Annotated in this window: 9 protein-coding genes and 2 pseudogenes; 8 read left to right on the top strand and 3 right to left on the bottom strand. The window is 42.2% G+C overall.

The features are described from left to right. Positions 1 to 132: 132 nt before the first annotated feature. Positions 133 to 552, bottom strand: a pseudogene (locus tag ACE1CC_RS17315) (RNA-guided endonuclease InsQ/TnpB family protein); the annotation flags it as partial. 59 nt (positions 553 to 611) lie between these two features. Between ACE1CC_RS17315 and ACE1CC_RS17310 the strand changes: the two are divergent. The 8 genes from ACE1CC_RS17310 (at position 612) to ACE1CC_RS17275 (ending at position 11,691) form a co-directional block, all read left to right on the top strand. Further along, positions 612 to 842: a hypothetical protein gene (locus ACE1CC_RS17310; protein WP_413271674.1), complete on the top strand. Its 231-nt coding sequence runs from the start codon at positions 612 to 614 to the stop codon at positions 840 to 842. Positions 843 to 1,059: 217 nt separating this feature from the next. Next, a complete protein-coding gene (locus ACE1CC_RS17305) occupies positions 1,060 to 2,778 on the top strand; it encodes a GAF domain-containing sensor histidine kinase (protein ID WP_413271673.1) in 1,719 nt (572 codons plus the stop codon). Positions 2,779 to 2,949: 171 nt separating this feature from the next. After that, positions 2,950 to 3,600 carry a DUF3386 domain-containing protein gene (locus ACE1CC_RS17300; RefSeq protein ID WP_413271672.1) on the top strand — a complete coding sequence of 217 codons (651 nt, stop codon included), beginning with the start codon at positions 2,950 to 2,952 and terminating at the stop codon, positions 3,598 to 3,600. Between the two features lie 210 nt (positions 3,601 to 3,810). Then, positions 3,811 to 4,041, top strand: a complete 231-nt coding sequence (locus ACE1CC_RS17295; protein ID WP_413268055.1) for a NifU family protein — start codon at positions 3,811 to 3,813, stop codon at positions 4,039 to 4,041. A 256-nt stretch (positions 4,042 to 4,297) separates the two neighbouring features. Continuing rightward, positions 4,298 to 6,583 carry a glycoside hydrolase gene (locus tag ACE1CC_RS17290; RefSeq protein ID WP_413271671.1) on the top strand — a complete coding sequence of 762 codons (2,286 nt, stop codon included), beginning with the start codon at positions 4,298 to 4,300 and terminating at the stop codon, positions 6,581 to 6,583. Positions 6,584 to 6,742: 159 nt separating this feature from the next. Then, a complete protein-coding gene (locus ACE1CC_RS17285; protein WP_413271670.1) occupies positions 6,743 to 7,609 on the top strand; it encodes a Tab2/Atab2 family RNA-binding protein in 867 nt (288 codons plus the stop codon). A 70-nt stretch (positions 7,610 to 7,679) separates the two neighbouring features. Then, entirely contained in the window at positions 7,680 to 8,990 is a 1,311-nt protein-coding gene (locus ACE1CC_RS17280; RefSeq protein WP_413271676.1) for a TldD/PmbA family protein, read from the top strand. Positions 8,991 to 9,075: 85 nt separating this feature from the next. Beyond that, complete coding sequence (locus tag ACE1CC_RS17275) at positions 9,076 to 11,691, top strand: chloride channel protein (protein WP_413271669.1); 2,616 nt, start codon at positions 9,076 to 9,078, stop codon at positions 11,689 to 11,691. Here the strand turns inward: ACE1CC_RS17275 and ACE1CC_RS17270 are convergent. Both ACE1CC_RS17270 and ACE1CC_RS17265 read right to left on the bottom strand, forming a co-directional pair. Next, positions 11,688 to 11,930: a hypothetical protein gene (locus tag ACE1CC_RS17270; RefSeq protein WP_413271668.1), complete on the bottom strand. Its 243-nt coding sequence runs from the start codon at positions 11,928 to 11,930 to the stop codon at positions 11,688 to 11,690. The genes ACE1CC_RS17275 and ACE1CC_RS17270 overlap by 4 nt on opposite strands. A gap of 5 nt (positions 11,931 to 11,935) precedes the next feature. After that, positions 11,936 to 12,208 (bottom strand): annotated as a pseudogene (locus tag ACE1CC_RS17265) (transposase); the annotation flags it as partial. Positions 12,209 to 12,227: the final 19 nt, after the last annotated feature.

The raw sequence follows: 12,227 nt of genomic DNA, 5'->3' as shown, positions 1-12,227 counted from the left end.
AGGATACTTGCCTTCACTCACAAGGTTATGAAGTTGTCAGTACCAAGGATTTAAGTGCTTCTCAACCTATTGGTTACTTGATACTGCTAGTCGTCCCCCGATTTCTCGGTTTTGACTAAACGAATCGCACTTTCTCGCTGCATTTTCATCTCTGTCGTGATGAGTTCCACACTTCGGACAAGTCCATTCTAATTCCTTTAAAGTGAGTGAATCATTCTTATGTTTGCAGCAATTACAAAGCTTTGTACTAGGAAAGAATCTGTCAACTTCTACAAGTTTTCCTCCCTCTCTTTTTAACTTGTAGTCTAGGAAGTTTACCAACATCCCAAAACCAGCATCTAGGACTGATTTCGCCATCTTGGTGCGTGCCATCCCTTTAACGCAAAGGTCTTCCACTACAATGACTTGGTTTTCGTCAACTAATTTACGAGAGAGTTTGTGAAGGAAATCTTGTCTAGTATTTGCTATCTTTTCATGAACTCTGGCTACTCTTTTAATCTGCTTTCTACGATTGCTTGAGCAACTGACCGCTTTGATATAGTGGCGAGTCAGTCTAAACTGATGATAGCCTGTTTAAGGCTTGTACTATAGTTCAGTATATACAGTTGCAAATGAAAGAACCAGTTCTTGATTCCCAGCGTAATGATGAAAAGGTGGAAATATCGATCCACCTTGATTCAGACTTGTTGAGTCAGTTAAAGCATTTAACCAACGATCCAAGCAAAGTGATTGAAGCAGCGATTCGGCAATGGTTGAAAGGAGGAGTTAACCAAAGAGATGACGAATTGACTCGCACCATAAACAGAACGCCAGTACCGCCGCGTGGTGAGTGGAATGATTAATACACAATGTCGGCTAGGGAAAAAAATTTGGCTTTCTGACGTGAAAGATATAAACTCGAATTAGTGATGGTAAAATAACCGGAACTAATTCGCTAAAGCGATACGCACTAGGCGAACGCTAGCAAGCGATACGGCTACGCCACGCTAAGGCGATCGAACAGGGTGCTATTGACGAGATGACCTGAGTTGAAATTTACAAAAATTGTGACCGACTCCAATGAGCGTGCCTATTGAACTACAGAATTGGCAAAAAGGGTCTTACGGTAAATCAGATTCCGCTTGGACAAGCCATGCGAGCGGTTTACAGGGATTAGGATCAGATTTAGTATACGTTCAAGAAGCTACAGGCCAATACATTACCTTTTATTGGCAACAAGCAGAACGATATGAAGTAAATGCAGAAGCGATCGTCAATAGCTGCCTAAATGAAAAATTTGGCCCAGTAGCAGCCGCGCCCTACCTAGAAAGAATTCAACAAATCCTAGAACATCAGCTACCAGAACGTTTCTGTTGTGAGTTTCAGTACCAAGAGCATAAATTTAAGTTTGATTTAATAATTAGTCCCATATTAGTAGCGGATGGCGCTGCCAGTAGAGTATTAGTTATGGGTAGGCAACTGGAAGAAGAAGCTGCCTGTGCCTCACAGACAATGCCTAGTAAAACCAAAGCATCAGCATTACATTGGGGACAACATTACAAAAAACTGATTAGAAAAATCTCCCGTCACATTCGCCGGACTTTAGATTTAGATACGATTTGGCAAAGAACAGTAGATGATTTAGGCAAAGGACTAGATGTAAGTCGCTGTATAATTTGCGCCTACAAAAGCGATGTGATGGAAGCTGCAGTTAAGGCAGAATATCGCTCAGAATCAGTCAATTCCTTACTGGGGCAAAAAATTAAAATTTCGGAATCAGCTTATCTGACTGAGGTGATAGAGTCCCTAGAACCAAAAATAGAACAAGGGTGGAATACTCCAGAACAGCCAGAATCCAAGTTAGCAGTGGCAACTTTCTACCAAGATAAACCAAACGGTTTGATCGTACTTTACGACTATAAAGAAAATCGCCAGTGGACTATTGATGAAATAGAACTAATGCGGGAGTTGGCGGATTTGGTGGGGAGTGCGATCGCTCATGCTACCCTATACCATGAACTAGAACAAGCCCGACAACAAGCCGAAGAAGCCTCCCGGTTAAAAAGTGAATTTCTTGCCAATACATCCCACGAACTGCGAACACCCTTAAACGGGATGTTAGGTTTCCTGAAATTAATTTTAGAAGGCATGACCGATGATCCAGAAGAACAAATGGAGTTCATCCAAGAAGCCTATCGTTCAGCCTTGCACCTACTCAGCGTTATTAACGACATTTTAGACATTGCCAAAATTGAAGCTGGCAAAATGGAATTAGAGCTAGGGCCAGTAGATTTGGAAGAGTTATTTAGCAACGTCGAAGACTTTACCAAAACTCAGGCACAACAGAAAAATCTGAGCTTCCGCATTCAAAAACCAGCCACCAGAGACAAAATTATCCTCAATGGTAACTACCAAAGATTATTACAAGTATTGTTGAACTTGGTAGGGAATGCGATTAAATTTACCCACGAAGGCGGAGTAATGATTAGCGCCGAAGTGCAGAAGAAAAAATCGACCAACAATCAAGAAGTTCCGGGAATGGCGATCGTCCGTGTCGTAGATACAGGAATTGGCGTATCCTTGGAAAAACAAGGTAGACTCTTCCAATCCTTCAGCCAAGTCAACGGCGGACATAATCGACAATACGGCGGAACTGGACTAGGACTTTACATCTCCCAAAAACTCATCGAAGCAATGAAGGGCGAGGTAGAATTTTACAGCATGGGCGAAGGACTCGGCTCAACCGTCACCTTCACAGTGCCATTGTATCAAGACCCAGTACTTACTTCTAATCAGTAGAGACTGGGGACTGGGAAAGTTTTGAGTTTCTCGTAAGGAGAGTTTTGAGTTAAACAGAAAGTCTGAAATTAAATAATTTCTCCTTGTCTCCTTGTCTCCTTGTCCCAAGTCTCCAGTCCCCAATACCCTTTAAACTAAGAAAGAGTAAAGATCTTCTCAAGGAGCAGTTCCGTGACTGAGCAAAAGAGTGCTAAGGAGCTATTTCGTAGTGCTTACGAAAACCGTTACACTTGGGACACCGAATTTCCCGGCTTCAGTGCTGATATTGAACTTAAGCAGGGAGACGAAGTTTACACTGGGAAAGTGTGGGTTAAGCGTGACATGAGTGTAGAAGTTAGCGGTGTAGAAGACGAACAAGTAAAGGAAAGCATCTATACTCAGATGCGGGATGTGATTACTCACCGCAAACGGGGCAACTTTGAACAAGCGCATGGCAAAAACGAGTTTAGCTTGGGCGAAACTGACTCTAATGGCGCAATGGAAATTTTGGTCAAAGGTGATGCGATGGGATCTAATTATAAGATTCGCGGCACAGAAATTTGCCAAGTTAGTCGCGTTATGGGTAGAGTTGCCTTTACCATTGATACTCATGAAAGTGTGAATACTGGCGAAGGTTACATTGCCTCTCGCTATGATGCCATTTTCCGCAATCCTCAAACAGGTGAAGTTACCAATGAGTTGGAATTTGAGGATGAGTACGAAAAAATTGGCAATTACTACATAATGACTCATCAGGTAGTGCGTTCCAATGAACAAGGAAAACAAACAACTACCGAGTTTAAGTATTCCAACGTTAAGTTATTGGAACCAGCTGTAGTTTAAAGGGACTGGGGACTAGGGACTGGGGACTAGGGAATTTTAGATTTTCGATTAATGTTCTCTATCTCCCCTTGTCCCCTGGTACCCAGTACCCAGTACCCAGTCCCCGAAAAGTTTGTTAAGGTTTTTATCAAGAAAAGATCTAGGATGAAAATATCCACAAAAGCACTTACTAACCTGCTCTAGCAAACGAGGTCTTAACCAATGGAAACAATGGAACTAACATTAGATAACGTTGAAACCGTTTTAGATGAATTACGCCCTTACTTAATGGCTGATGGTGGTAACGTAGAAGTAGTTGAATTGGATGGCCCTGTTGTGAAATTGCGGCTACAAGGTGCTTGCGGTTCTTGCCCTAGTTCGACTATGACTCTGAGAATGGGAATTGAACGGAAACTGCGGGAAATGATCCCCGAAATTGCAGAAGTCGAACAAGTTCTCTAAAGGTAATTTGATAATCATAAGCTGTGACGCATTTAAAAGTCATATTGTAGGGTGGGTCGGATTTAGATATTTTCCTTTCTATATAAGGCTTTACCGTCTGACGCACCCTACTCGTTAATAAATGATTTAAATGCTCCACAGCTTACTCTGGCAACTCTAGAAGTAAAAGGCAATCATTTAAGTCTTTGCATCGATGATTGCCTTTTTATTTTCAGTGCTGTTGATGAAGTACCGTTGAAAGCGTGACTAAAAGCTTATGCCCCATCCTTTATATGTTGCCTTTATTTGGCATCAACACCAACCTTTGTACAAAAGTAGGGTTAAGGGAGAGTTTCTGGAAACAGGTGATCCGACTTTTTCTGCTTCTGTTTCTTTAGCTTCTGAGTACCGTTTACCTTGGGTACGTTTGCATGGTACTAAGGATTATTTGGATTTAGTGTTGTTGTTGGAACGTTATCCGAAGCTGCGACAAACGGTTAATTTGGTTCCTTCTTTGATTCTGCAATTAGAAGATTATATTGCGGGAGTAGCTTTCGATCCCTACCTAGCTGTAGCTTTGTCGCCTGTAGAAAGTCTGACGGAACAACAGCGATTATTTATTATTGAGCATTTCTTTGATGCCAATCACCACACTTTAATCGATCCTAATCCTCGTTATAGCGAACTTTATGAGCAACGTCAGGAGGAAGGACGGGCGTGGTGTAAGGAAAATTGGCAAGCGCAAGATTACAGCGATTTGTTAGCTTGGCATAATTTAGCTTGGTTCGATCCTTTGTTTTGGGACGATCGAGAAATTGCTCATTGGTTGGAAAAGGGTCGGAATTTTAGTTTAGCCGATCGCCAAAACATTTACGCCAAACAACAAGAAATTATGAGTCGCATCGTTCCGCAACACCGGAAGATGCAGGAAACTGGACAATTAGAAGTAATTACTTCGCCTTATACTCACCCAATTTTGCCATTGTTAGCGGATAGTGATGTGGGTAAAATTGCAGTTCCTAACATGAATTTGCCGCAAAATCGCTTTCAATGGGAGGAAGATATTCCCCGACATTTGGAAAAAGCTTGGGAAATTTATGAGGAATGTTTCGGTTGTGAACCTCGCGGTTTGTGGCCTTCGGAACAAGCGGTTAGTCCGCAAATTTTGCCTTATATTGTTAAACAAGGGTTTAAGTGGATTTGTTCGGATGAGGCGGTTTTAGGTTGGTCGATCGATCATTTCTTCCACAGAGATGGATCGGGAAATGTTAGCGAACCTGAGTTACTTTATCAACCTTATCGATTAGAAACTCCAGCCGGAGATTTGTCAATTGTTTTCCGCGATCACCGTTTGTCGGATTTAATTGGTTTTACTTACGGGGCGATGGATGCGAAGAAAGCGGCGGCTGATTTGGTGGGGCATTTAGAAGCAATTTCTCGCATTTTAAAACATCGCCAAACTGATGATACGACAACTTTAGAAAATCCTTGGTTAGTAACAATTGCCTTAGATGGGGAAAACTGTTGGGAACATTATGATTTAGATGGTAAACCTTTCTTAGAAGCATTGTATCAAACCCTCAGCGATCATCGAGAAATTGAATTAGTTACTGTTTCGGAATACTTGGAAAAATTCCCCGCTACCGCCACTCTTCCCGCTGATAAATTACACACAGGTTCTTGGGTTGATGGTAATTTAACTACTTGGGTAGGAGATCCGGTAAAAAATAAGGCGTGGGATTTATTAACTGATGCGAGAAAGTTTTTAGCAAGTCGTCCCGAAGCAACACCGGAAACTAACCCAGAAGCTTGGGAAGCTTTGTATGCGGCGGAAGGTTCAGATTGGTTTTGGTGGTTTGGCGAAGGACATTCTTCTAACCAAGATGCAATTTTTGACAAGTTATTTCGGGAACATTTGTGTGCAATTTATCAGGCTTTAAATGCACCTATTCCTGATAAGTTGCTCAAACCTTTAGAAATTCATGAAGCGAGAGGAGATCATCGCCCAGAAAGTTTTATTCACCCGGTAATTGATGGGATTGGTGATGAGCAAGATTGGGATAAAGCGGGGAGAATAGAAATCGGTGGTGCCAGGGGAACTATGCACCAAAGCAGCACTGTACAAAGACTTTGGTATGGTGTGGATCACTTGAATTTCTATTTGCGGTTAGATTTGAAAACCGGAATTTTGCCCGGAAAAGGTTGTCCACCGGAGTTGAATTTGTTGTGGTTTTATCCCGATCGCGAAATGTCCAACAGTCCCGTTCCCTTGCGAAACTTACCCGATGAAGCACCATTAAATTATCTGTTTCATCATCATTTAGGGGTGAATTTGCTTACCATGAGTACGCGATTTCAAGAAGCAGGAGAACATTATCAATGGCATCCCCGCTTTAGTCGGGCGCAAGTGGCATTTGAGCAATGTTTAGAAATAGCAGTACCTTGGGCAGATTTGCAAATTGAACCGGATTATCCTTTGCGATTGACGATCGTTTTGTCCGATAATGAACGTTATTGCAGTTATCTGCCAGAGAATGCTTTGATTGCGATCGAAGTACCATAATGTACGTTAAGGTACGTTGTTGCGCTGGATTCGCTCTTATCCCATAATGTACGTTGTTGCGCTGGATTCGCTCTTATCCCAGTTATAATTAAAGCGCTAAAGCGCAACAACATACTTTTAAAGCGCTAAAGCGCAACAACATACTTGAATTAATAAAAAATGACAACAATCTGGGAATTAGATTTTTATTCGCGTCCAATTTTGGATGAAAACAAGAAAAAAGTTTGGGAAGTTTTGATTTGTGAAAGTTCCTTAAATGTCAACGATTCTGGAGAGGAAATATTTCGCTATTCCCAGTTTTGTTCTAATCAAGAAGTGAATTCGGTTTGGTTGGGAAATGCCATCAAAGAAGCAATGGCAAAATCAGGGCAAACACCCCAAAAAATTCGCTTCTTCCGCACCCAAATGAATAACATGATTAGCAAAGCTGGCAAAGATTTGGGGATTACCTCTGCGCTGAGTCGTCGCACTTGGAATCTCAATCAATGGATAGCAGAAAGAATGCGGGAAGTTTACCCAAATCAACCGGGATATACGCCTGCGGGTGCTAATCCTTCGGTGTTAATGCCAAATGGGGAACCTCGCAATTTGCCCGAAGCTTTGTTAGCAGAAAAATGGGCTTTTGTGAGTTTAGAAGCAGCGGCTTTTGCCGAAATGCCAGAATGGGAAATTGGATTTCAGGAAGCTTTTCCGTTAAAAAATTGCGGAGTAAATCCTGATACCAGTATTCCAGGGATGATCTTTTTTTCATCAAGGGCTTTGCCTTTAGCTGCTTGGATGTCTGGGTTAGAATTGGCTAGTCTGAAATTTGAATCACCTCCCCTAGCAAATCTGTTATTAGAAACTGGGGTAAATGATAGCTGGATTCTTGCTAATATTAAGGATTCATCTACAATCGCAGAAGCCCAAGGCTTTGAACAAGCAAAACAAAAAGCCAACGGCGTGCATTTTTTAGCAGTTCAGACTGATCCCCAAGCAGAATCCTTCGCAGGTTTTTGGTTATTGCAAGATGTGAGCCCAAATTAAAGTAATTTAGAATTTAGGTTTTAAATTCAATTTAGAATCTAAATTCTAATAAAAAAATTTGCTTGCTTGTATGGGTTCGGAAATTTGGCAGTCAGAGGCACTAGCAGAACAATTGCTGGAACTAGCAGCAAAAGCCGGAGCAGAAGCAGCTGAGGTTTATCAGTCGCGATCGCTCTCTAGACCAGTATTTTTTGAGGCTAATCGTCTTAAACAGTTGGAAATAGCTCAATCTGAAGGTACAGCGCTGCGACTGTGGAAAAATGGTCGTCCCGGTTTAGCGGTGGCTTACGGTACAGTGGAACCAGCGGCTTTAGTGGAAAGAGCGATCGCGCTTTCTGTGCTTAATCACCCAGAACCCATAGAACTAATCAGCGGTTCCAAGCAAACCTACCCAGATGAAGGTAGCACAGTTGAGGTAGAACAGTTAGTCAAGTGGGGCAAAGAAGCGATCGCCCACATCCGCGACTCTTATCCAGAAGTGCTGGTAAGTAGCGAGTGGGAATGCGAAGTCGAAAGCACCCGCTTAATCAACTCCAAAGGACTTGACTGTTCCCACACAGATACCACCCTCAGTTGTTACTTAGCTGCTGAATGGATCAGAGGGGATGATTTCTTAAGCGTTTCCGATGGTCAAACTCAGCGTAACACTCTCACTCCCGAATCATTAGCCCAACAAATCATCGAACGGTTGGAATGGGCACAAGAAAATGTCGCCCCACCCACAGGTCGAATACCTGTATTATTTACCGCTAAAGCTGCTGATATGCTTTGGGGAACAGTTTCTGCGGCTTTAAATGGTAAGCGAGTTTTAGAAGCTGCATCTCCTTGGAGCGATCGACTTTGCCAACCCGTCACCCACAACAGTATCACCCTTTACCAACAACCAGATATCGGCCCTTTTAGCTGTCCCTTTGACGACGAAGGTACAATCACCCACCCCTTAACTTTCATCAAAGATGGCATCCTGCAACTGTTTTACACCGATCGAACCACAGGTCGCCATCTCGGTGCCGATACCACCGGAAACGGCTTTCGTCCAGGTTTAGGCAGCTACCCCACCCCCAGCTTATATAACCTCCTGATCAAACCCGGAACTGGAACAATGCTCGACTTAATTCAAATGATGGAAGATGGCTTAATCGTAGACCAAATGTTAGGCGGTAGCGCTGGCATTTCTGGCGAGTTTTCCATCAACGTCGAACTCGGTTATCGGGTAAAACGAGGCAAAGTAATCGGTCGCGTCAAAGATACAATGGTGGCAGGCAACGTCTACACCGCACTAAAACAAGTAGTCGCGTTAGGTGGCGATGCCGAGTGGAACGGTTACTGCTACACTCCTTCCATAATTGTCGAAGGATTATCTGTTACTGGTAAAAGTTAGCAGCATTTAAAGATAAAGTAATAATAATGAAGGATCTAAACTTCATTACTTTTACTTATAGCTGTGATTCTTTATCCTCAAACCAATGCGTCAATTATTACGACCAACGAGACGCTTAGCAATCATCGAAGCTTCCTTAATTGGATTAGTTGCCGCCTTAGCATCAGTCCTACTTAAAGTTAGCTCAGGATGGCTTGGGGGATGGCGAGTCAGCATTTCATATTACTTATCCCCTTGGATTGCTTTGCCTGCAATTGGTTTTTGTTTCGGATTTTTAGCTGGCTTTTTAGTCGAAAGATTCGCCCCTGAAGCCTCTGGTTCCGGGATTCCCCAAGTTAAAGCTGCCCTCGCCGGGTTTCCCATGTCTTTATCATGGCGTGTAGCTTTTGTCAAGCTTTTAGGCAACATTCTCGCTCTAGGTTCTGGGATGACTGTAGGGCGACAGGGGCCGACAGTGCAAGTAGGCGCAGCTTTAGCCGCCCAGATGAGTAAATGGGTACCCACATCTCCCGAACATAGAAAACAATTAATTGCTTGTGGTGCTGGTGCAGGTTTAGCTGCTGCTTTCAATGCCCCTCTAGCGGGGGTTTTGTTTGTCGTGGAAGAACTTTTGCACGATGTCTCAGGTTTTACTTTGGGAACAGCAATCCTCGCGTCTTTTATCGGTGGTGTAGTGTCGCGACTTTTGGGGGGTGGAAGTTTAGAATTAACAACGGAGTTAGTCGCCAGTAAAAGCACTTTTTCCTTCCCAGAGATTCCCAGTTTCTTATTTTTAGGTGTTTTGGCAGGGGTATTTTCTGCGCTATTTTGTCAAGGAATTTTCTGGGCTTTGAGGTTTTGGCGTTATAAATTAAAGTTAAGTTTACCTTGGCGCATTGGCATCGCTGGTTTAATTTCTGGATTAGTAATCGCGATGTTACCAATTTATTTCCGGGATAACTCTGGATTGCGGGAGTTTGTATTAACTGGTAACGCTGATTGGTCTATTGCTACTAAAGTATTTTTAGCGCATTTTATATTAACTATTATTGCCTTTAGTTCTGGAACTCCGGGAGGATTATTTGCACCATCGCTAATTTTGGGTTCTACTTTAGGTTATTTGATCGGGTTAGGAAGTCAATATTTTTTAGGATTTGGTACACCAACGACTTACGCCTTTGCAGGAATGGGGGCGTTTTTTAGTGCGGTTTCTAAAGTACCAATCACGGCTATTGTGATTGTGTTTGAAATGACGACTGATTTTAATTTGGTGTTACCTTTGATGATTGCGGCTTGTACTTCTTTTTGGGTGGCGGAAGTGTTGATGCCGCGATCGCTGTACGATCGCATATTAGAATGGAATGGGATTGATTTAGATAAATATAAGGAAACACCAAAACAAGGACTTTTAGAACAACTATCCGCCGAAGATGTCATGCAAAGACGGGTAGAAACTCTCACTAGTAAAATGACTTTAGATGAAGTTTTGCAAGCTTTTTCTAAATCTCATCATCGCGGTTTTCCTGTTGTCGATAATGGTAAATTAGTGGGGATTATTGCCCAAAGTGATTTATCAAAAATTGGTCAGCGATTGCTAGATTTTAATACGCCTTTAGATAAAATTATGACTCCTCAACCGATTTCTGTGGAGCCAAATACCTCGCTTGCAGATGTACTTTTCCTGCTAAATCGTTATGAATTAAGTCGTTTACCAGTGGTAGAAAGTCGCAGATTAGTAGGAATTATTACGAGGGCAGATATTATTCGGGCGGAAGCGGATCATTTAGTGGGAGTGCAAACAGGCCCACAACCAGAACCATCTTATATAGTTTACCAAACGCGATCGCCAAGTACAGGTAAAGGGCGTTTACTTGTGCCTTTAGCTAACCCCCAAACGGCACAATCATTATTACAAATAGCAGCGGCAATTGCACGCGATCGCAATTATGAATTAGACTGTTTACAAGTTATTCTTGCCCCCCGTCATACCGCCCCTTCAGAAGCAGAAGTCAGAACTACAAAAAGCCGTCGTTTGCTGCGTCAAGCAGAAATGATAGCGAAAAAATGGGATATTCCTGTGCATACTCAAATTCGCGTTGCCCACGACCCAGCACAGGCAATTTTAGAAACAATTAAAACTGAACATATAGATTTAATTGTTATGGGTTGGAATCCTACTCCGCCCACTAGAGGTCGCATTTTTGGTCATGTAGTTGACACTGTAATTCGCCAAGCTTCTTGTGAAACGATAGTCGTAAAATTAGGTCATTCTACCTCTGTTAATGGCTTTTTATCTTTTAATCAGAAAGTCGAATTAACCAAGGATCAACTAACATTTAATCGTTGGTTATTACCCACAGCAGGCGGGCCAAATGCCCAAGAAGCAATTGAGCTTTTACCAGCTTTGTGTAAACTATCCAATGATTGCGAAGTGAGAATAACTCAGGTATTTTCTAAATCGAAATCTTTACCTGATACTAAAGGTTTAGAAAAAGCCGCTAAGTTCCTTTCTCATCGAATTAATCATCCGGTAATTACTATACCTGTGTGTGCTGCTTCTGTACCAGATGCGGTGATTGATATTGCTTGTAAAGATCAATGTGATGCGATTATTTTAGGGGCGAGTCGGGATGGGTTATTGCAACAAGTGATTAAGGGGAATATTCCAGAAGCGATCGCTCGTGGTTGTGATTGTACCGTAATTTTAGTGCGTGGTGTTTAAGATAAGAATCGGCGGTTGAAACCGTGTCTACACAAACAAAGTCCACCTGCGGGGACTAGATCAAATATTGTGCCATGCTTGGTAAAAAGCTGGGTCAGTTCTACTAACACTGCTAATACTTTGGAATTACCTGGATCGATCTTTTCTAATCGATAAGCTGCTTCTAATCGAGTGGATTCATCCTGGGTTGATTCAATGAGTTTTATTAACCTAGCGATCGCTATAGTTCGATCTGTCAATATCAAAAACGTTTATTAATTGCTTTTGTGTATGAAAGTGAGAGGGATTTCATTGCATCAGATAGGGTTTCATCTTTCAGATAAACCAAAAAATGATAATGATTCGGCATTAAACAGTAAGCAACAATATCTACTACATTGGCGATCAAATGTTCTTTTAGCAAGCGGAGAAAATAAATATAGTTCTCACGCTCAAAGAAAATCTCTTGGTGATTGTTACCCCGATTGTAGACATGGTAAAAGTTCCCTATTTGCAGGGGAATCCGTCTTTGCGGTATATGATTTGAATAGTAGATG

The sequence above is a fragment of the Floridaenema aerugineum BLCC-F46 genome (assembly GCF_041929345.1).
GTDB classification, from domain to species: domain Bacteria; phylum Cyanobacteriota; class Cyanobacteriia; order Cyanobacteriales; family Aerosakkonemataceae; genus Floridanema; species Floridanema aerugineum.
The sequence above is the reverse complement of the archived record's forward strand: the minus strand, read 5'-3'. Positions and strand labels throughout refer to the sequence as shown.